Origin of the sequence: Nonomuraea sp. NPDC049758, assembly GCF_040674635.1 — a bacterium.
Classification (GTDB): Bacteria; Actinomycetota; Actinomycetes; order Streptosporangiales; family Streptosporangiaceae; genus Nonomuraea.
Window position 1 is genome coordinate 386,310 of sequence record NZ_JBFAMZ010000004.1, and the last position, 20,050, is coordinate 406,359.

The 20,050-nt window shown below is 71.8% G+C and carries 16 protein-coding genes; 5 read left to right on the forward strand and 11 right to left on the reverse strand.

The annotated features are described in order from the left end of the window. Positions 1–25 precede the first annotated feature (25 nt). On the reverse strand, positions 26–793 hold the full coding sequence (map, locus tag AB0J46_RS13290) for a type I methionyl aminopeptidase (protein ID WP_364330509.1): 768 nt from the start codon (positions 791–793) through the stop codon (positions 26–28). A 124-nt stretch (positions 794–917) separates the two neighbouring features. Here map and AB0J46_RS13295 point away from each other — a divergent pair, with 124 nt between their 5' ends. Next, positions 918–1,757, forward strand: a complete 840-nt coding sequence (locus tag AB0J46_RS13295) for a YoaK family protein (RefSeq protein ID WP_364330512.1) — start codon at positions 918–920, stop codon at positions 1,755–1,757. A gap of 119 nt (positions 1,758–1,876) precedes the next feature. Here the strand turns inward: AB0J46_RS13295 and AB0J46_RS13300 are convergent, their stop codons facing one another. From AB0J46_RS13300 to AB0J46_RS13325, 6 genes are all read right to left on the reverse strand, one after another. Beyond that, on the reverse strand, positions 1,877–2,485 hold the full coding sequence (locus tag AB0J46_RS13300) for a class I SAM-dependent methyltransferase (RefSeq protein ID WP_364330515.1): 609 nt from the start codon (positions 2,483–2,485) through the stop codon (positions 1,877–1,879). A 102-nt stretch (positions 2,486–2,587) separates the two neighbouring features. Then, positions 2,588–3,571 carry a ketol-acid reductoisomerase gene (ilvC, locus tag AB0J46_RS13305; protein ID WP_352319077.1) on the reverse strand — a complete coding sequence of 328 codons (984 nt, stop codon included), beginning with the start codon at positions 3,569–3,571 and terminating at the stop codon, positions 2,588–2,590. 23 nt (positions 3,572–3,594) lie between these two features. Continuing rightward, positions 3,595–4,119, reverse strand: a complete 525-nt coding sequence (ilvN, locus tag AB0J46_RS13310) for an acetolactate synthase small subunit (protein ID WP_352318972.1) — start codon at positions 4,117–4,119, stop codon at positions 3,595–3,597. Continuing rightward, complete coding sequence (locus tag AB0J46_RS13315; protein WP_357973239.1) at positions 4,112–5,851, reverse strand: acetolactate synthase large subunit; 1,740 nt, start codon at positions 5,849–5,851, stop codon at positions 4,112–4,114. Before AB0J46_RS13315 ends, ilvN begins: the two co-directional genes overlap by 8 nt. A gap of 207 nt (positions 5,852–6,058) precedes the next feature. After that, the gene (locus AB0J46_RS13320) at positions 6,059–8,674 is read right to left on the reverse strand and encodes a sensor domain-containing phosphodiesterase (RefSeq protein WP_364330518.1); all 2,616 of its coding nucleotides are present in this window, start codon (positions 8,672–8,674) and stop codon (positions 6,059–6,061) included. A gap of 235 nt (positions 8,675–8,909) precedes the next feature. Further along, complete coding sequence (locus AB0J46_RS13325; protein WP_364330521.1) at positions 8,910–9,728, reverse strand: 2-hydroxyacid dehydrogenase; 819 nt, start codon at positions 9,726–9,728, stop codon at positions 8,910–8,912. 125 nt (positions 9,729–9,853) lie between these two features. Between AB0J46_RS13325 and AB0J46_RS13330 the strand changes: the two genes are divergently transcribed. Continuing rightward, complete coding sequence (locus tag AB0J46_RS13330; protein ID WP_364330524.1) at positions 9,854–10,942, forward strand: PQQ-dependent sugar dehydrogenase; 1,089 nt, start codon at positions 9,854–9,856, stop codon at positions 10,940–10,942. Here AB0J46_RS13330 and AB0J46_RS13335 read toward each other — a convergent pair. From AB0J46_RS13335 to AB0J46_RS13345, 3 genes are all read right to left on the reverse strand, one after another. After that, positions 10,939–12,822, reverse strand: coding sequence for a VanW family protein (locus tag AB0J46_RS13335; protein WP_364330527.1), 1,884 nt, complete (start codon positions 12,820–12,822; stop codon positions 10,939–10,941). The genes AB0J46_RS13330 and AB0J46_RS13335 overlap by 4 nt on opposite strands. Before the next feature lie 200 nt (positions 12,823–13,022). Next, on the reverse strand, positions 13,023–13,685 hold the full coding sequence (locus AB0J46_RS13340; protein ID WP_358288670.1) for a response regulator: 663 nt from the start codon (positions 13,683–13,685) through the stop codon (positions 13,023–13,025). Beyond that, positions 13,682–15,247, reverse strand: a complete 1,566-nt coding sequence (locus AB0J46_RS13345) for a sensor histidine kinase (RefSeq protein WP_364330531.1) — start codon at positions 15,245–15,247, stop codon at positions 13,682–13,684. The genes AB0J46_RS13340 and AB0J46_RS13345 overlap by 4 nt, the downstream gene beginning before the upstream one ends. Before the next feature lie 145 nt (positions 15,248–15,392). Between AB0J46_RS13345 and AB0J46_RS13350 the strand changes: the two genes are divergently transcribed. From AB0J46_RS13350 to AB0J46_RS13360, 3 genes are read left to right on the forward strand one after another with little or no spacing between them, the layout of a single operon-like run. Next, entirely contained in the window at positions 15,393–16,364 is a 972-nt protein-coding gene (locus AB0J46_RS13350) for a tripartite tricarboxylate transporter substrate binding protein (protein ID WP_364330534.1), read from the forward strand. Further along, on the forward strand, positions 16,364–16,849 hold the full coding sequence (locus AB0J46_RS13355; protein ID WP_352352222.1) for a tripartite tricarboxylate transporter TctB family protein: 486 nt from the start codon (positions 16,364–16,366) through the stop codon (positions 16,847–16,849). The genes AB0J46_RS13350 and AB0J46_RS13355 overlap by 1 nt, the downstream gene beginning before the upstream one ends. Before the next feature lies 1 nt (position 16,850). Further along, positions 16,851–18,374: a tripartite tricarboxylate transporter permease gene (locus AB0J46_RS13360; RefSeq protein ID WP_364330537.1), complete on the forward strand. Its 1,524-nt coding sequence runs from the start codon at positions 16,851–16,853 to the stop codon at positions 18,372–18,374. A gap of 186 nt (positions 18,375–18,560) precedes the next feature. Here AB0J46_RS13360 and gatB read toward each other — a convergent pair whose 3' ends face one another. Then, positions 18,561–20,048, reverse strand: coding sequence for an Asp-tRNA(Asn)/Glu-tRNA(Gln) amidotransferase subunit GatB (gene gatB, locus AB0J46_RS13365; protein ID WP_364330953.1), 1,488 nt, complete (start codon positions 20,046–20,048; stop codon positions 18,561–18,563). Between the last annotated feature and the right edge of the window lie 2 nt (positions 20,049–20,050).

A 20,050-nucleotide genomic window follows, 5' to 3' on the forward strand; every position in this document is an offset into this window, starting at 1 on the left:
CGTGACCGGGCGCTGACGGGAGGCGTCAGGGGAGGGTGAGAACCACCGGGCCGTCAGCGGTGATGGCCACCGTGTGCTCGACGTGGGCGCTCCTGCTGCCGTCGCCGGAGCACACCGACCACCCGTCCTCGGCCATGACGTACTCGTCGTCGCCGCCCGCCATCAGGCTCGGCTCGATGGCGATCACCAGTCCGGGGCGCAGCCGCAGGCCGCGTCCGGGGCGGGCCTCGTTGGGCACGAACGGCGACTCGTGCATGGCCCGGCCGATGCCGTGGCCGCCGAAGTCGTTCTGCATGCCGTAGCCGGCGCCGCGGCCGACCAGCGACATCGCGTGCCCGATGTCACCCATCCGGCCGCCCGGCACGGCGGCCGCGATGCCCGCCGCCAGCGTCTCCTCGGCCACCCGGATGAGCTTGAGGTCCTCGGCGCGGCCGGGCCCGACGGTGAAGGTGACCGCGCCGTCGGCGTGCCAGCCGTCGATGTGCGCGCCGAAGTCCACGCTCAGCACGTCGCCCTCGCGCAGCCGGTACGGCGTGGGCAACCCGTGCAGCATGACCCCGTTCACGGACGTGCACACCACCCCCGGGTACGGCATGGCCCCGAACGACGGGTGGTAGCCGAGGAACGACGACCGCGCCCCGGCCTCGTGCATGACCTCGCGGGCCACCTCGTCGAGCTGCAGCAGCGACACCCCGGCGGCGGCCCGCTCCTTGACGGCGGCGTGCACGTTGGCCACGACACGGCCCGCCTCCCGCATGGCGTCGATCTCCCCGGCGGTCTTGAGCGTGATCACAGCGGCCTCCCAGCCCTCGGCGCGATAACTATACCGGTATTATTATCACGCTTCCCGAGAGCTCGCAGCTGTCCCGCCACCCCGTTGACTAATCACCCAGAGTAATCGTTATAGTGCTCAGGGTATGCGTTTCGGACGGTTCTCCATGCTCGCTCTGGCGCTCGCGGCAGGGGCCGTCGACGCGCTGAGCTTTCTCGCGCTCGGACAGGTGTTCACCGCGAACATGACCGGCAACGTCGTCCTGCTCGGCCTGGCGCTCGGCACCGGCGACACCTCGCACGTCATCCGCTCGGGAATCGCCCTGACCACGTTCTGCCTGGGTCTGGCGATCGGCTTCACCCTGCTGGGCGGCACCACCCCCGCAGGACGCGCTCCCCCGCCCCCGCGGCCCACCACCCCACCCGCCCGCACCCCGACGGAGGCACAGCCCCAGGAGCCCGCGACGGCGCCGGGCAGGGAACGGGCGGAGGGGCTGGACCGGGAACGCGTGGAGGTGCAGGCCAGGGAGCCTGCGGAGGGGCCGGTCGGAGTGCCGATCGGGGTGCCCGTGCGGCCGCTGGTGGTGCTGCTCGCGGAGCTGGCGCTGCTGCTGGTTGTGGCGGCCGGATGGGCCGCGCGCGTGCTGCCACATCCGGCGCTGATCGCCGCCTCGGGGACGGCGATGGGCCTGCAGAGCGCGGTCACGCGCTGGGCGGGCGGCCCCGGGCTGTCCACGACCTACGTCACGGGCACGCTGACCAGCCTGGCGGGCCGGGCGGTCGGCCCGCGCTCGGGGGTGCTGCGCCCGCTGGGTGTGGTGCTCTGCGTGGTCTCGGGCGCCGTCGTCGCGGCCTCGGCGCTGCGCCTGCACGCCGCCGTCACCCCGTTCATCGCCCCGGCCACGGTCGCGGCGGCCATCGCCGCCTGGGCCCTCACCGCGACCCACCGCGCGGGCCCGCACCCACGCGGCCGGTCAGCCGTGTAAGCGGGAAGCCGGGCGCCTTGCGGCAGGTCAGCGCCGCAAGCCCGAGGGGCCGCGCCTCGCGACAGGTCACCCCGGCAGCCCCGAGGTGGCGGGTTTGCGGTAGGTCCGAACGGATGACCCTACGTGGCGGGTTTGTGGTAGGTCAGGAGGTAGCGCCAGAAGAGCAGCCGGCGCAGGGAGAAGCCGGGCAGCAGGGACGCCGCTTCCCGCCGTACCTCCGCGAAGGACATGTCCGGCGGCCGCACCGGCGCGGGCACGGACCCGGCACGCGCCCCGCCCACGCGCTCCCCCGCCGCCACCACCACCCGGGCCGCCGCGTTCACCGGTATGGCGGCCAGGCTCCACGCGAAGTCGGCGGCCGTCCGCTCCGCGTAGCACCCGAGGACGGCCAGCACCCCGCCGGGCGCCAGCGCGTCCCGGAAGGCGGCCACGGTCGCGAACGGCATGTGGTGCAGGCTGGCCAGGCAGGAGATGTAGTCGTAGCGCCCCGCGGGCAGCTCCATGCGCGTGACGTCGGCGCACAGGAACCGCACCCCGCTCACCGGCGCCGACGAGGCGGCCTCGATCACCTCGGACGCCGGGTCGACCGCGTCGACCTCGATCCCGAGGCCCGCCAGCCGCCGCGCGAACCGCCCGGTGCCACAGCCGACGTCGAGCGCCGTCCTGGCCCCCTCGGGCACGAGCCGCGCCATCGCCGGGTGGTAGTGATCGTTGTGATCGAAAGGCATCCCGGCATCATGCCATCGCCTCGCCAGAGAACCCCCGAAAACGGGCGAAAAGCATCGCCCGCCCGCTGACCGTGCAGCAGGCGGGCGACGTACGGCGAAAGGTCAGCCCTTCAGCCAGCTCATCATCGGACGCAGCTTCGCGCCCGTCTTCTCGATCGGGTTCTCGGCCAGCTCCTCGCGGTGACGCGTGAACTCCTTCTGGCCGCCGTCGAACTCCTCGACGAGCTGCCGGGCGAAGGTGCCGTCCTGGATCTCGCCGAGGATGCGGCGCATCTCCTGACGGGTCTCGTCGGTGATGACGCGCGGGCCGCGGGTGTAGCCGCCGTACTCGGCGGTGTCGGAGACCGACCAGTACATCTTGGAGATGCCGCCCTCGTACATGAGGTCGACGATGAGCTTCATCTCGTGGAGGCACTCGAAGTAGGCGACCTCGGGCTGGTAGCCGGCCTCGATGAGGGTCTCGAAGCCCGCCTTGATCAGCTCGGAGACGCCGCCGCACAGCACGGCCTGCTCGCCGAACAGGTCGGTCTCGGTCTCCTCGGTGAAGGTGGTGCGCAGCGCGCCGGCGCGGGTGCCGCCGATGCCCTTGGCGTACGACAGCGCCAGGTCGAGGGCCTTGCCGGAGGCGTCCTTCTCGACCGCGACCAGACACGGGACGCCGCGGCCGGCCTCGAACTGGCGGCGGACCAAGTGGCCCGGGCCCTTCGGGGCGACCATGCAGACGTCGACGCCCTCGGGCGCCTCGATGAGGCCGTAGCGGATGTTGAGGCCGTGGCCGAAGAAGAGCGCGTCGCCCTCGACGAGGTTGGGGGCGACGTGCTCGGCGTACAGGTGGCGCTGGATGTGGTCCGGCGCGAGGATCATGGTGAGGTTGGCCTCCTCCACCGCCTCGGCCGGGGTGACGACCCGCAGCCCGTCGTTCTCCGCCTTCTCGCGGCTCTTGGAGCCCTCGGGAAGGCCGACGCGCACGTCGACGCCGGAGTCACGCAGGGAGAGCGCGTGGGCGTGGCCCTGGCTGCCGTACCCCAGCACGGCCACGTGACGCCCCTGGATGATCGACAGGTCGGCCTGGTCGTCGTAGTAGATCTCGGTCACTTGAATAAAACCTTTCAGGCGGTACGGTCCAGTGCCCTGAGGGACCGGTCTGTGATGGAACGGGCGCCGCGGCCGATGGCCACCATGCCCGACTGAACGAGCTCTTTGATCCCGAACGGCTCAAGGACCTTGACGAAGGCCTCAAGCTTGTCGGGAGTGCCGGTGACCTCTATGGTCACCGCGTCGGCCGCGACGTCCACGCAGCGGGCACGGAAGAGGTTGACGAGTTCGAGGACGTGCGACCGGTTCTCGGCGTCCGCCTTGACCTTGATCAGCATGAGTTCGCGCTGGACCGACTGTGACGGGTCCAGTTCGACGATCTTCAGGACGTTGACCAGCTTGTTGAGCTGCTTGGTGACCTGTTCAAGGGGCAGCTCCTCCACGCTCACCACGATCGTGATGCGCGAGATGTCGTCGTGCTCGGTGGGCCCGACGGCGAGCGAGTCGATGTTGAACCCCCGCCTGCTGAACAGCGCGGAGACCCGAGCGAGAACACCCGGCTTGTTCTCGACAAGCACGGACAGCGTGTGTCTACTCATCCTCGTTCTCCCACTTCGGCGCCATGTCACGGGCGATCTTGATGTCGTCGTTGCTGGTGCCGGCCGCGACCATGGGCCAGACCATGGCGTCCTGGTGGACGACGAAGTCGATCACGACCGGCACGTCGTTGATCTCCATGGCCTTCCTGATGGTCGCGTCGACGTCCTCGGCGCGCTCGCACCTGAGGCCCACACAACCATAGGCCTCCGCCAGCTTGACGAAGTCGGGGATGCGACGCGCGGTCTGCAGGTTGGTGTTGGAGTACCGCTCCTCGTAGAAGAGCGTCTGCCACTGGCGGACCATGCCGAGGTTGCCGTTGTTGATGACGGCGATCTTGACCGGCACGCCCTCCAGGGCGCAGGTGGCCAGCTCCTGGTTGGTCATCTGGAAGCAGCCGTCGCCGTCGATGGCCCACACGGTGGCCTCCGGCCGGCCCATCTTCGCGCCCATGGCGGCCGGGACGGCGAAGCCCATCGTGCCGAGGCCGCCGGAGTTGATGAACGTCCCGGGGTTCTCGTAGTCGATGAACTGCGCGGCCCACATCTGGTGCTGGCCGACCCCGGACACGTAGTAGGCGTCGGGCCCGGCGATGGCGCTCAGCCGCTCCATCACGTACTGGGGGGCCAGCGTGCCGTCCTCGAAGGTCTCGTAGCCCAGCGGGTAGGTCTCCTTGTAGCCGTTCAGGACGGTCCACCAGTCGGTGTAGTCGCCCTTCTGGCCGGAGGCCTGGATCGCGCCGACGAGGTCGCTGATGACCTCCTTGCAGTCGCCCACGATGGGAACGTCGGCGTGCCGGTTCTTGGAGATCTCGGCGGGGTCGATGTCGGCGTGCACGATCTTGGCCTGCGGCGCGAACGAGGCCAGGTTGCCGGTCACGCGGTCGTCGAAGCGCACGCCCAGCCCGATGATCAGATCGGATCTCTGCAGCGCGCCCACGGCCGAGACGCTACCGTGCATGCCCGGCATGCCCATGTGCTGGGGGTGGCTGTCCGGGAACGTGCCACGGGCCATCAGGGTGGTGACGACCGGGATGCCGGTCAGCTCGGCGAGCTGCAGCAGCTCGGCCGACGCGCCGGCCTTGTGCACGCCGCCGCCGACGTACAGAACCGGCCGCTGGGACTCGGCGATCAGCTTGGCGGCCTCGCGGATCTGCTTGGAGTGCGGCCTGGTGACCGGGCGGTAGCCCGGCAGCTGCATGACAGGCGGCCAGCTGAAGGTGGTCTGGGCCTGCAACGCGTCCTTGGAGATGTCCACCAGCACCGGCCCCGGACGGCCGGTCGAGGCGATGTGGAAGGCCTCCATGATCGTGCGCGGGATGTCCGCGGGATCGGTGATCAGGAAGTTGTGCTTCGTGATCGGCATGGTGATGCCGGAGATGTCGGCTTCCTGGAACGCGTCCGTGCCGATCATCGGCGCGGCGACCTGGCCGGTGATCGCCACGATCGGCACCGAGTCCATGAAGGCGTCGGCGATCGGCGTCACCAGGTTGGTGGCCCCGGGGCCGCTGGTCGCCATGCAGACCCCGACCTTGCCGGTGGCCTGCGCGTAACCCTCGGCCGCGTGGCCGGCGCCCTGCTCGTGCCGTACAAGCACGTGCCGGACCTTGGTCGAGTCGTAAAGGGGATCGTAGGCGGGCAGAATCGCGCCGCCCGGGATCCCGAACACGGTGTCGACTCCCACGTGCTCCAGCGCCCTCACCAGGGCCTGTGCACCTGTCATCCGTTCGGTCATCGGCTCGTTCCTTGCGTGGCTACTCACTTAAGGACATAAAAAATGCCCCTTCCCACCGGCGGGGGTGGGACTGGGGCGGCGCGCAGGTCGGAGTGCTTCGCTATCGGCCTGCGCGCCGGCGAAGTACTACGAGAATCTCACTGCGAAGCATGCCTTACACCATAGCCGCTCAGAACGCCCCGATGTCAACTTGGCGGGACGCGAGTCTCACACGGTGAGACTCGTCCGCATGAGACTGTCCACGCCGCGGGCCGCCATGGGACGCGCCACCAGGAATCCCTGCCCTCTGGTGCAGCCCATCTCGCGCAGCAGCTCCAGCTGCTCGGGCCGTTCGATGCCCTCGGCCACCACGGTGAGCCCGAGGTCGTGGCCGAGCCGCACGATCGTGCGGGTGAGCAGGGTCAGCGTGTCGTCCCTGCCGAGCCCGGACACGAACGACGGGTCGATCTTGATCATGTCGACCGGCAGCTGCCGGAGGAAGGCCAGCGAGGCGTAACCGGTGCCGAAGTCGTCGATCGCCAGCCGCACGCCCAGCGCGCGCAGCTCCGACAGCCGCCTGATGGTCTCCTCGGCGTCCTCGACGAGCATCTCCTCGATCACCTCAAGGGTGAGCGCGGAGGCGGGCAGGCCGCTCTCGGCCAGCGCCTGCTCGACGGTCTCGACGAAGCGGGGCGCGGTGATCTGCCGGGCCGACAGGTTGAGCGACAGCCCGATGTCCCAGGAGGAGGCCCGCCAGGACGCCACCTCGCGGCACGCCTCGCGCAGGATCCACTCGCTCAGCGGCACGATGAGCCCGGTGTCCTCGGCCGGCCCGAGGAACTGCTCCGGCGGCACGAACACCGAGCCGCGCCACCACCGCACCAGCGCCTCGACCGCGGTCACCCGGGACGTGGCCAGGTCGACCACGGGCTGGTACTCGATGGCGAACTGCTGCTCGATGAGCGCCCGCTGCAGGTCGGCGGCCAGCTCCAGGCGGCGCACCACGTCGGCGTGCATCTGCGCGGCGAACACCTCGACCCGCCGCCCGCCCAGCTCCTTGGAACGCGCCATCGCCACATCGGCGTTGCGCATGAGGTCGCCGGCGGGCAGGCCGTCCTCGGTGAAGGCCACGCCCACGCTCGCGGTCAGCGCCACGTCGCGGTCGGCGACCCGGAACGGCTCCTGGGAGACCGCGCGTACCAGGCGCTCGGCCATGTCCACGGCCATCTGGGCGTCGCCGCCGGTCTCCACGAGCACGGCGAACTCGTCGCCGCCCCACCGGGCCAGCGTGTCGTCGGCGCGTACGGCCCCGCGCAGCCGGCGGGCGGCCTGGCCGAGCAGGTAGTCGCCGCTGGCGTGCCCCACCGAGTCGTTGACCGAGGTGAACCCGTCGAGGTCGAGGAAGATCACCGCGACGTTGCCGGACGTGCGGCCGGCCAGCACCTCGCGGGTGCGCTCCTCGAAGTAGGCGCGGTTGGGCAGCCCGGTGACGCCGTCGTGGAAGGTCAGGTGGGCGACCTGGTTGCGCAGGGCCTCCTCGTCGCTGACGTCGCGGGTGGTGACGAGCATGAGGTCGTCGCCGCCGATGTGGCGGGTGGCGACCGACTCGGTGGGCCGCCAGGTGCCGTCGGCGGCGCGCACCCGGCAGGCGATCATGCAGGCGCCCGGCGCGGCGCCCTCCTCGTCGGTGGTCATGGCGCGCATCGCGGCCTGGATGCCCGGGACGTCCTCGGGGTGGATGTAGTCGAAGATCGAGCCGCCGACCAGTTCCTCGGGCGGGTAGCCGTACGTGACCTCGACGCCGGCGCCGATCTCGTGGACGACGCCCTCGTAGTCGCACAGCAGCACCACGTCGCCGGTGCTCTCGGCCAGCTCCCTGAGCTGCCGCTCGCCCAGCGAGACCAGGCCGCGCAGCCGGATGGACGCCGCCGAGAGCACGAACAGGCGTACCAGCAGGAGCAGCACCACGGAGACCGCGACCACCACGACGCCGGTCACCGGCTGCGCGGCCCGGGCTCCGGCCAGGTGGGCGAGCAGCGTGCAGGCGGCCACGGCGACGAGCGCGAGCGGCATCATCGCGACCACGTTGCGCACGACGGGACCGCCGACCGGCCGCGCCCGCGGCCCCCAGGGCACGGCGGCCAGCAGCAGCAGCGCGACGGGCACGAGCATGACGGTCCACATGGGCGGCGGGTCGCCGGCCAGGCGGGCCATGGCGGCCGACAGGCCGCCGACGGTCATGGTGGCCAGCACGCCCACCCCGGCCAGGCCGAGCAGCCAGGAGCCGGCCCGGCTGGTGAGCACCGAGGGGATCACCCCGCAGGTGACGAGCAACGCGATCATCGGCGGCACCATGGCGAACGTGAACGTGGGCGCGTCGCCCGCGTCCTCGTAGTAGTGGCGCAGCGCCACCACCCAGCCGATGAGGAAGAGCGAGGCCGCGCACAGGTACGCGTCCGTGAGATGCCGTAACACGACCTTGGCCGGGAACCTGCGGTCGGCGGCGATCAGCGCGCCGCCCGCGATGATCACGGTGCCGAGCAGGACGAACAGGTCGGCGAAGCTGACGACGAAGCTGGTGGCGACCGCGCGGAGCGCCACGCCGGCGAGCCACACGACGGCGCCGCCGCCCATCCAGCGCGCGGCCATCGCCATCGAGCGATGTTCGGCCGACCGGACCGAGGCCACCAGCAGCGAGGCGGCGGCGACCAGGGCCGCCACGCCTCCCGCCACGGCACCGGTCAGCACGGCCGGCCCGCCCGCGAGGAGCGCGGCGGCGAACGCCACCACTCCGGCCGCCCCTGCGGCGGCCAGCGGCGCCCGTGGATCACGCCAGCGGATCACAGTCGTTGCCCATCCTGTCTTGAACCCTGCACCAGTGACCGCCGAAGCCCGGCGCTCACATCGCCAGTGTGTGCGGTCGCGGATGCGCGGGTGGTGACAACGCCGATGTCGTCACCGATCTGATAACCACACAGACCAATTTCCGCCAAGAGTTCCTTGACAGCGAGTCAGGAACTCCCTGCAGACGCCACCGTACGCACGAAAGGTCACGGACCAGCCACGTTCCGGGATCCTCTCAATACGAGTCGGTAATGACGTTGATCAACTCTTCACCTGCGAGGTAGCGCCCGAGCTGCTCGCGGATCAGCCGGAGCGTGCGCCGCACGGAGGCGGGGGTGCTGCCCGCGATGTGCGGCGTGATCAGCACGCCCGGAGCGCTCCAAAGGGGGTGGCCCTCCGGCAGCGGCTCGGGCGCGGTGACGTCGAGCGCGGCGCGTAGCCTACCGGTTTTGAGCTCGGCGATCAGGGCTTCGGTGTCGACGACGCCGCCCCTGGCCGCGTTGACCAGGACGGCGCCGTCCTTCATGCGGGCCAGGAAGGCGGCGTCGGCCATGCCGGCGGTGTCGGGCGTGGCGGGCACCAGCAGGACCACGACGTCGGCCGACGGCAGCAGCGCGGGCAGCTCCTCCATCGCGTGCACGCCCTCGCGCGCGCTCCTGGCCACCCGGACGACCTCGACCTCGAAGCCGCTCAGCCGCCGCTCGACCGCCGCGCCGATGGACCCGTGGCCGACGATGAGCACGGTGGAGTCGGCCAGCACGCCGGTGTGGTGGTAGGTCCACTCGCCGCGGCGCTGGGCGTCGGTGAATCCGGGGAACTCCCTGAGCACCGCGATCATCGCGCCGACCGCCCACTCGGCGGTGCCGGCGTCGTGCACGCCTCGGGCGTTGCACAGCACCACCCCTTCGGGCAGGTGCGGCCGGTACGGCTCCACCCCGGCGGTGACGGTCTGCACCAGCCGCAGCGAGCGCATCCGCGCCAGCGTCCCCGGCACGTCGGGCACCACGACCAGCGGCGGGATCCAGACCTCGACGTCCTCGATGCCATCCGGCATGGCCGAACCATCGTAGACAGTGCATTCGACGCCTGAAATGTCAGACAGGACATCCGCCGCCGCTTCGGACGGAACCCAGATCTTCATGCCGCGAACCTTACGACCCGCGGGGAAGTATGGAACACATGAGGAAGCTCTGGACGATCGTGCTCCTGGCCGCGCTCCCCGCCTGCTCGGCCGGCGGCGAGGCGCCGACGGCCGCGGACCCGGCGACCTCGGTCCCGGCGGCCTCCACTCTCACGGCCAAGGCCCCGACGGTGAAGGCGCCCCGCGCCCCCAAGGACGTGGCGACCGGTCTGGCCGTGCCGTGGGCGATCGCGTTCCTGCCCGGCGGGGACGCCCTGGTCACCGAGCGGGACACGGCCAGGCTGCTGCGCGTCACCCCCGCGGGCAAGGTCACCGAGGTCGCCAGGATCGGCGACGCGCGGCCCGGCGGCGAGGGCGGCCTGCTGGGCGTGGCGGTCAAGGACCGGCAGGTCTTCCTCTACTACACCGCCGAGCAGGACAACCGGATCGTCCGCTACCGGCTCGGCGACGCCGGCCTCGGCGACGAGCGGCTCCTCGTGCGAGGCATCCCCAAGGGCGGCATCCACGACGGCGGCCGGCTCGCCTTCGGCCCCGACGGCTACCTGTACGCCACCACCGGCGAGACCGGCGACCGCGGCCTGGCCCAGCGGCGCGACTCGCTCGGCGGCAAGATCCTGCGCATGACCGTGGACGGCGCCCCCGCCCCCGGCAACCCGTTCGGCACGCTCGTCTACAGCTACGGCCACCGCAACGTCCAGGGCCTGGCCTGGGACACCGCGGGCCGCCTGTACGCCTCCGAGTTCGGCGCCAACACCTACGACGAGATCAACCTGGTCCGGCCGGGCGCCAACTACGGCTGGCCGGTGGTCGAGGGCAAGGGGAAGGACGCCCGGTTCGTCAACCCCATCGTCACCTGGTCCACCGGCGAGGCGTCGCCGTCCGGCATGGCGTACGCGGACGGCGCGCTGTGGGTGGGCACGCTGCGCGGCCAGCGGCTGTGGCAGGTGCCGCTGGCCCGGGACGGCTCCCCGGGCGTGCCCGTGGCCCACTACACCGGCCGCTACGGCAGGCTGCGCGCGGTCACCGCGGCGCCCGGCGGCGGCCTGTGGGTGAGCACCAGCAACAAGGACGGCCGAGGCTCACCGCGTCCGGGTGACGACCGCATCCTGGCGGTCGCCACGTCCTAGCCGGCCGTGCCGCAGGTGAGCGCGGTCTGTGGCCGGTACTTGGTGACCAGCTTCTTGTCCTTCTTCACGATCTCGCCGTCCTTGTGGAACACGCGGGTGACGTCGATCGTGAAGCCCTGCTGGCCGGTGGCGGGCACGCAGCCCGGCTCGCCGCTGGTCGCCCGGCCGAACGGCTTGAAGTCGCGCCGCTCGGACTCGACCGCCTCGACCTTGTCGTACCGCTTGGTGCTCCACAGGGTGACGCTGACCGTCGTGGCGGTGGTGGCGGTCTTGATCAGCACGCCGTACTCGGAGTCGTTGCGCCACTTGAGGTCGCGGTCGGGGTAGAGCAGCGCCACGTCGCGCCCGGCCGGGTAGGAGGGCGCGTAGTAGTCCATGGGCTCGTGCTCGACCAGGTCGAAGCCGCCGAGGAAGGCCGCGTTGTACATGGTGGTGGCGAACTGGGAGACGCCGCCGCCGACGATGTCGACCATCCGGCCGCCGACGATCTGGCCGGCCCGGACGTAGCCGTCCTCGACCGTGCGCTCGCCGGTCGCCTCGTTGAGCGAGAGCGTCTCGCCCGGCTTGACCAGCCTGCCGTCCAGCTCCTGGGCCATGCGGCGGATGTTGGTGACGCGCGGCGGGCAGCAGTCGAAGGTCGTGCTGAACGTGCCGACGTTCTCCTTGATGCCGAGGCCGCGGATCTGGCTCGTGGTGACCTCCGGGGTGACCACGCCCAGCTTGACCTCCACGGTCCGCGGGCCCGCGGAGGCGAGCAGCTTCTCGACGTCGCGGGCCAGCAGCTTGGCGTTCACGCCCCGGCCCTTGCGGGCGGGCACCAGCACCGGCTTGTCGCCGACGATCTGGTACGTCGCGTCGCGCGGCTGCTGGGTGGCGTCCACGAGGCTGTTCTCCACCGGCGCGAGCGCGGCCTCCGCGTCGAACTCGGGGACGAGCGCGCCGTCGCCGTCCGGCACGTAGGTCAGGTGGGCGGCGATCACGGCCGGGGTGAGCTGGGCCTGCTTGCCGGCGAGGGTCAGCGTGACGGGCGCGGAGACGGCCTTCCTTGCCGCGGCCAGGGCCGACTCGACGCTCTCGGCCGAGGTGGCGGACTTGGCCGGGCGCATGGAGAGCACCACCGCGCCGCCGCCGCGCAGGAACGCCTCGCCGATCCGGCGCACGGCGTCGTCGCGGTCGAGGAGCACGCCGTCCTCGGGCATGCGGGCCTTGGGCTCCAGCCCCGAGAAGGTCACCCTGCCCTCGCGGGCCTGCTTGTCCACGCCTTCGGCCAGGCCTTCGACGGTCCTGGCGAGCTGGGAGGAGTCGATGGTGATCTTCGGCGGGACGTCGGTCGTGCCGGTCAGGCCGCGCCAGACCTCCACCGGGCCGGGGAAGCCGCTGGGGGCCTGCCCGATGGTGCCGACCACGTCGAGTTCGAGACCGGCCTCGTCGGGCTGGACGGTGTCCTTCTTGCCGTTGATGTTCACCGTGACCGGCCGGCTGAGCCTGGGACCCAGCTCGGTGCGCAGCTTGTCGGCCGCCTGGGTGACGGTCAGGCCGCCGATCTCCACGCCGCCCACCCGGGTGCCGCGCAGCACGGCCCCCGACATCATCACGGCCGGCACCACGTACGCCAGCGTGGCCAGGACGAGCACCAGCACCAGCACCCCGGGCAGCAGGCGGCGCCGGCGGACGGGCTCCGGCTCGAAGGCGGGCGGCCGGTCGCCGCTCCCCCCGAACACGGGGGCGGGCCCGGCGGGGTCCTTGTCCTTCATCGGCCACGGCTGCGCGGGCGGCGCCTTCGGTGGCAGCGCGCCGCCGGTCTGACCGCCGGGCGCGCTCGGTCCTGGGGCCGGCCGGGGCTCCTGCTGGTCCTGCGGGCCGAAGATGTCACGGGACACGCCCGGAGGTAATCCTTCGATCCGCGGCTTCTTGGAGACACCCGACGTGGGCATCGGCACCGAGGCGAACGGGTCCGTCGGTGATTCGATCGGTCCGGCGTTTCGCACGCCTCAATCTCCTCCCGGTCCGCAGCCAAGTCTCAGGCAACAGTAAGGCACGAGTATCCGACTATGTCACCAGAAACGAATACGGAAGTGTGTCAACCTAGCCACCGGTAGCGATGTTCCGGCCGCCCGGCGGTGCCGTACCTGGGGTGGAGCTCGGCCCGGCCCGACGCGCACAGGTGCTCCAGGTACCGCCGCGCGCTCACCCTCGACAGGCCCGTGAGCTCGGCCGTCTCGGCCGCCGACAGGTCGCGCCCGGCCTCGCGCAGCGCCTGCGCCACCAGCGCGCAGGTGGCCGCCGACAGGCCCTTGGGCACCGGGACGGGCTGCTTGGGCGCGCCGAACAGCCGGTCCACGTCGTCCTGGCGGGCCTGGGGGCCGATGGCGGTGAGCCGCCTGCGGGTGTCGGCGTACTGGCGCAGGCGTTCGGTGAGCGCGGCGGCGGTGAACGGCTTGATCAGGTAGTTGACCGCGCCGCCGCGCATGGCCTCCCTGACCGTGGCGACGTCGCGGGCCGCGCTGATCATCAGGACGTCCACGTCGTCGATGGCCTTGAGCACCTCCAGGCCGGACATGTCGGGCAGGTAGATGTCGAGCAGGACCAGGTCGGGCCGGAGCTCGGCCACGGCGGCGAGCGCGTCGGCCCCCGTGTGCGCCACGGCGACGACCTCGAAGCCGGGCACGCGCGAGACGTAGCCGCCATGGATCCGGGCGACCATGAAGTCGTCGTCCACCACCAGGACCCGGACGTCGTTCACGCGCGGGCCTCGGCGGGCAGCAGGGCGGTGAAGACGGCGCCGCCGGCGTTGCGCACCCGGACCCAGCCGCCGCGGCGCAGGCACGCCTGCCGGGTCAGCGCCAGGCCCAGGCCGCGCGGCCCCGACAGGGCTGCCTTCGTCGTGAACCCCTCCCTGAAGACCTCCTCCACCAGCTCGGGGGTGATGCCGGGCCCTGAGTCGCCGACGCGGACGTGCAGCCCCTCGGCGTCGGCCACGACCGAGACCTCGATCGTGCCGCCCGCGCCGTCGAGCGCGTCGATCGCGTTGGCGACCAGGTTCCCGACCACCAGGACGGCGTCCTGCGGGTCGCCGAGCGCGCCCGCCGGCACGGCGGAGTCCTCGGCCAGCACCAGCCGCGCCCCGCGCTCGGCCGCCTCCGCCGACTTGGCCAGCAGCAGCGCGGCCAGCGTGGGGTCCTGGACGCGTTCGCGCAGGCCGGTGGCGTACGCGCCGGCCGTGGTGCGGGTGATGAAGCCGATCGCGGCCTCGTGCTCACCGAGTTCCAGCAGGCCGACGACGGTGTGCATGCGGTTGGCGAACTCGTGGGCCTGGGCGCGCAGGGCCTCGGTCGCGCTGCTGGTGTCGTCCAGCTCGCGGGCCAGGCGGACCAGCTCGGTGCGGTCGCGCAGGGTGACGACCCAGCCGCGGTGCCGGCCGCGTACCGCGACCGGGGTCCTGTTGAGCACCAGCACCCGCTCGCCGTGCAGCACCACGCGGTCCTCGCCGGGGTCGGCGCCGGTCAGCACGTCGCGCATGCGCTCGGAGACCGGCATGCGGGTCACGTCGGTCCCGAGGTCGCCGAGCAGGTCGCGGGCGGCGTCGTTGACCAGCGTGACCCGCCCGGCCAGGTCGAGGGCCAGCACGCCCTCCTTCACACCGTGCAGCACGCCCTCGCGCTGCTCCAGCAGCGCGGCGATCTCGCGCGGCTCCAGCCCGAACGTCTGCCTGCGCACCCGGGCGGTGATCAGCGCGGCCAGCGCCAGGCCGGCCAGCAGCACGGCCAGCGCGGTCCAGATCAGCGGCGGCAGCGCGCCGCCGAGCTGGCCGGTGACCGTGGTCTGGAGCACGCCGACCGACACCAGGCCGATGACGTTGCCGTATTCGTCGCGGATGGGGGTCTTGCCCCTGACCGTGGTGCCGATCGTGCCCGTCTCGGTGCCGACCCAGCTGCGGCCCGTACGCAGGACCGCCGTGCCGTCGGTGGACAGCCGCTTGCCGATCAGGGCGGCGTTGGGATGGGCGTAGCGCTTCTGCTCGGCGTTGGCGATGGCCACGTAGTCGGCTCCGGTCTCGTGCTGGACGCTGAGCGCCAGCGGTTGCAGCACCGACTCCGGGTTCTCCAGCCTGAAGGCGTCGCGCACCTGCGGAAGGGCGGCCACCGACTGGGCGATGGCCAGGGCGCGCTGCTGGTGCAGCGCGTCGAGCTGCTCCCTCGTGTGCCCCGCCCACACGCCTGCCGTGCCGCCGACGGCGAGCAGCACGATCACCATCTGGAGCACGAACAACTGGGTGCCGAGGGGGGCGTCGGTAACCCTGCGCACGCCCACATGGAAACAAAGCCAGGTCACGGCCAGGTCGCGACCAATACGACCACTATGACGGCAACCGCCCAAAGCCTCGACCGGGCAGGGAACGGGCATCACCATCGCAGGCCAACGACTGTGCGAATCCCCCCTTGGAGTGATCATGCGCTTGCGCGTATTCGCCGCCGCCCTGGCGGCACTCTCCGTCGCCGCCCTGTCCGGCTGCGGCGAGACCGGCGCCTCCGGCGGCGACGGCTCTCTGCGGATCATGGCCCCCGCGGCGGCCGGCGGCGGCTGGGACCAGACCGCCCGCACGGCCGAGCAGGCGCTCAAGACGGCCGACCCCAAGCGCAAGGTCGAGGTCTACAACGTGCCGGGCGCGGGCGGCACGATCGGCCTGGCCCAGCTCGCCGGCGAGAAGGGCAACGGCAACCTGCTGATGACCATGGGCCTGGTCATGGTGGGCGCGATCGAGCAGAACAAGTCGAAGGTCACCCTGGCCGAGACCACCCCCATCGCCAAGCTGACCGAGGAGTACGAGATCGTCGTGGTCCCGGCCGACTCCCCGTTCAAGACGCTGGCCGACATGGTCGCCGCGTGGAAGGCCGACCCGGCGAAGATCTCCGTCGCGGGCGGCTCGGCGGGCGGCACCGACCACATCGTGGCCGGGCTGATGGCCAAGGCGGCGGGCGTGGACCCCAAGCAGGTCAACTACATCGCCCACTCCGGCGGCGGCGAGGCGCTCAACGCGCTGCTGGGCAGCAAGGTCAGCGCGGGCATCTCGGGCGTCGGCGAGTTCGCCGAGCACGTGAAGTCCGGCAAGCTGCGGGCGCTGGCCGTCAGCAGCGGCTCGCGCGTCGCCGGCCTCGACGCGCCGACGCTGAAGGAGGGCGGCCTGGACGTCGAGCTGGCCAACTGGCGCGGTTTCGTCGCCCCCGGCGGCCTGGACGACGCCGCCAAGAAGTCCCTCACCGACCTGGTCACCAAGATGCACGACTCCCAGCCCTGGAAGGACGCCGTCGCCAAGAACGGCTGGATCGACTCCTTCCAGACCGGGCAGCAGTTCGCCGACTACCTGAAGTCCGAGGAGACCAAGGTCAAGGGCATCATCGCCGAAATGGGGCTCGTGTCCTGATGGCTCGCCGGTGGCGGCCCGAACTCGGGCTGGCGGTCGTGGTGCTCGGGCTGGGCGTGTTCGTGATGGTCGGCACGCTCGACGTCTCGGCCGCGGCCTCCCAGCTCGGCCTCGGGCCGCGCTTCTTCCCCATGCTGGTCGGCGCGGCCATGGTGCTGATCGGCCTGTTCTACGTGATCGACGTGCTGCGCGGCGGCGCCGGCGACCCCGAGGAGAGCGAGGACGTGGACGCGGACGCACCCACCGACTGGCGCAGCGTCGGCCTGGTCAGCGGCGTCTTCCTGGCCTTCGCCGCGCTCCTCGACGTGCTCGGCTGGGTCATCGGCGCGAGCCTGCTGTTCTTCGGCCTGTCCGTCGTGCTCGGGGCCGAGCACAAGGTGCGGGCCGCCGTGGTGGCCGTGGTGCTCGGCGTGACGACGTACCTGCTGTTCGTCAAGGGCCTCGGCGTCTCGCTGCCGGCCGGCCCGCTCGGCGGGGTGATCTGAGATGGGCTCGCTCCAGCTCCTCATGGACGGCTTCGCCGCCGCCCTCACCCCCGTCAACCTCCTGTACGCCCTGATCGGCGTCACCCTCGGCACCCTGGTCGGCGTGCTGCCCGGCATCGGGCCCGCGATGACCGTGGCGCTGCTGCTGCCGATCACCTTCACCGTGCCGCCGGCCAGCGCGTTCATCATGTTCGCCGGCATCTACTACGGCGGCATGTACGGCGGCTCGACCACCTCCATCCTGCTCAACACGCCCGGCGAGTCGTCCTCCATGATCACCGCCCTGGAGGGCAACAAGATGGCCAGGCGCGGGCGGGCGGCGCAGGCCCTGGCCACGGCGGCCGTCGGGTCGTTCGTGGCGGGCACGATCGCCACCGCGCTGCTGGTGGTGGCCGCGCCCGCCGTGGTGAGCTTCGCGATCTCGTTCGGCCCCGAGGACTACTTCGCGCTGGCGATCCTGGCCTTCACCGCCGTGTCGTCGGTGTTGTCGCGCTCGGTCGTGCGCGGGCTGGCCTCCCTGGGGCTGGGGCTGGTGATCGGCCTGATCGGCATCGACCAGCAGACCGGTCAGGCGCGGCTCACACTGGGCGTCCCGCAGCTGCTCGACGGCATCGACGTGGTGATCGTCGCGGTCGGCCTGTTCGCGGTCGGCGAGGCCCTCTACGTGGCCTCCCGGCTGCGGCACGCCGCGCCCGAGGTGGTGCCCGTGGGCCGGGCGTGGATGGGCCGCGCCGACTGGCGGCGCTCGTGGCTGCCGTGGCTGCGCGGGACCGCGCTCGGGTTCCCGTTCGGCGCGCTGCCCGGCGGCGGCGCGGAGATCCCCACGTTCCTGTCGTACGCGGCCGAGAAGCGCCTGGCCAAGGGCGTGGCCAAGGAGGAGTACGGCAAGGGCGCCATCGAGGGCGTCGCGGGCCCGGAGGCGGCCAACAACGCCTCGGCCGCCGGGACCCTGGTCCCGCTGCTCACGCTGGGCCTGCCCACGTCGGCCACGGCCGCCATCCTGCTGGCCGCCTTCCAGCAGTACGGCCTGCAGCCCGGCCCGCAGCTCTTCGACCACAACCCGGCCCTGGTGTGGGCGATGATCGCCTCGCTGTTCGTCGGCAACACGATGCTGCTGGTGCTGAACCTGCCGCTGGCTCCCCTGTGGGCCCGCGTCCTGCGCATCCCCCGGCCGTACCTGTACGCCGGGATCGTGCTGTTCGCCGCGCTCGGCGTCTACGCCCTGAACGGCACCGTCGTGGACCTGTTCGTCCTGTATGTCCTCGGCCTGCTCGGGTTCTCCATGCGCCGCTTCGGCCTGCCCGTCGCGCCCGCGGTGATCGGCATGATCCTCGGGCCGATGGCCGAGATCCAGCTCCGCCGCGCGCTCGCCATCGGCGCGGGCGACGTCAGCGTGCTGGTACGCAGCCCGATCGCCGCCGTGCTCCTCGTCCTGGCCCTGCTCGCGCTGCTCACGCCGGTGTTGCGGCGGCTGATGGCACGCCGGGGCGTCGATGCGGTCACACCCGTGTCACGCGAGGACTGACCGGCCCGCCCACCGGGAACGTCGTCCGGTGGTTCTTGGGACCCGCCTTCCGTCGGCACGACACGCGGAAGGCACGGCGCCCCCTCGGTGGCTCCGCCGATATGTCCGGATCGGCGGGACCACCAGGGCCCCGCCGCACGTGCGCGGATCCGCGGGACCACCAGGGGCCCCGCGGATGAACCGCGCCTACTCCGAGACGCCCAGCTTCTCCAGGATGAGCTGCCGGGCGCGGGCCGCGTCGGCCTTGCCGCGGCTGGCCTTCATCACGCCGCCCACCAGCGCACCGGCGGCGGCGACCTTCCCGGACCGCACCTTCTCGGCCGCGTCCGCGTTGTCGGCCAGCACCTGGTCGATGATCGCCGACAGCTCGCCCTCGTCGTTGACGATCTGCAGGCCGCGCGCCTCGACCACCTCGTCGGGCGTGCCCTCACCGGCCAGCACGCCTTCGAGCACCTCCCGGGCGAGCTTGTCGTTGAGCGCGCCCGAGGCCACCAGCTCGGTGACCCTGGCGATCTGGGCCGGCGTGATGGGCAGCTCGGCCAGCGCGACGCCGCTCTCGTTGGCGCGCCGCGCCAGCTCGCCCATCCACCACTTGCGCGCGTCGGCCGCCGGGGCGCCGGCCGCGACCGTGGCCTCGACCAGGTCGATCGCGTCGGCGTTGTGCATGGCCTGCATGTCGAGGTCGGACAGACCCCACTCGGCCTGCAGCCGCTTGCGCTTGACCGACGGCAGCTCGGGCAGCGCAGCCTTCAGCTCGGCGACCCACGCCGGGTCGGGCTCGATCGGCACCAGGTCGGGCTCCGGGAAGTACCGGTAGTCCTGGGCCTCCTCCTTGGACCGGCCGGACGTGGTGGTGCCGGTGTCCTCGTGGAAGTGCCGCGTCTCCTGGATGATCTTGCCACCCTCGGCGAGGACCCCCGCCTGGCGCTCGATCTCGCTGCGCACCGCCCGCTCGACGCTGCGCAGCGAGTTGACGTTCTTGGTCTCGGTGCGGGTGCCCCACTCCGACGACCCGCGCGGCATGAGCGAGACGTTGACGTCGCAGCGCAGCGAGCCCTCCTCCATGCGCACGTCGGACACGCCGAGCGAGCGCATGATCTCGCGCAGCTCGGTGACGTACGCCTTGGCCACCTCCGGCGCGAGCCGGTCGGTGCCCGGGATGGGCTTGGTGACGATCTCCACCAGCGGGATGCCCGCGCGGTTGTAGTCGACGATCGAGTAGTCGGCCCCGTGGATGCGGCCGGTCGCGCCGCCCACGTGGGTGGACTTGCCGGTGTCCTCCTCCAGGTGCACGCGCTCGATCTCGATGCGCACGGTCTCGCCGTTGACCTCGACGTCGACGTAGCCGTCGAAGCAGAGCGGCTCGTCGTACTGGGAGATCTGGTAGTTCTTCGGCATGTCCGGATAGAAGTAGTTCTTCCGGGCGAAGCGGCACCATTCGGCGATCGAGCAGTTCAGCGCCAGGCCGATGCGGATCGTCGACTCGATCGCCATGGCGTTGGCCACGGGCAGCGAGCCGGGCAGCGCCAGGCAGGTCGGGCAGACCTGGGTGTTGGCCGGGGCGCCGAAGGCGGTCTTGCAGCCGCAGAACATCTTCGACTTGGTGCCGAGCTCGACGTGCGTCTCCAGCCCGAGCACCGGCTCGAACCTGTCGAGCGCTTCGTCATAGACCATGG

Bases quoted from the DNA above. Each gene is read 5' to 3' on its own strand.
- AB0J46_RS13295 (WP_364330512.1), top strand. From the start codon at position 918: ATGCGTTTCGGACGGTTCTCCATGCTCGCTCTGGCGCTCGCGGCAGGG.
- AB0J46_RS13300 (WP_364330515.1), bottom strand. From the start codon at position 2,485: ATGCCTTTCGATCACAACGATCACTACCACCCGGCGATGGCGCGGCTC.
- ilvN (WP_352318972.1), bottom strand. From the start codon at position 4,119: ATGAGTAGACACACGCTGTCCGTGCTTGTCGAGAACAAGCCGGGTGTT.
- AB0J46_RS13315 (WP_357973239.1), bottom strand. From the start codon at position 5,851: ATGACCGAACGGATGACAGGTGCACAGGCCCTGGTGAGGGCGCTGGAG.
- AB0J46_RS13325 (WP_364330521.1), bottom strand. From the start codon at position 9,728: ATGCCGGATGGCATCGAGGACGTCGAGGTCTGGATCCCGCCGCTGGTC.
- AB0J46_RS13330 (WP_364330524.1), top strand. From the start codon at position 9,854: ATGAGGAAGCTCTGGACGATCGTGCTCCTGGCCGCGCTCCCCGCCTGC.
- AB0J46_RS13350 (WP_364330534.1), top strand. From the start codon at position 15,393: ATGCGCTTGCGCGTATTCGCCGCCGCCCTGGCGGCACTCTCCGTCGCC.
- AB0J46_RS13355 (WP_352352222.1), top strand. From the start codon at position 16,364: ATGGCTCGCCGGTGGCGGCCCGAACTCGGGCTGGCGGTCGTGGTGCTC.
- AB0J46_RS13360 (WP_364330537.1), top strand. From the start codon at position 16,851: ATGGGCTCGCTCCAGCTCCTCATGGACGGCTTCGCCGCCGCCCTCACC.
- gatB (WP_364330953.1), bottom strand. From the start codon at position 20,048: ATGGTCTATGACGAAGCGCTCGACAGGTTCGAGCCGGTGCTCGGGCTG.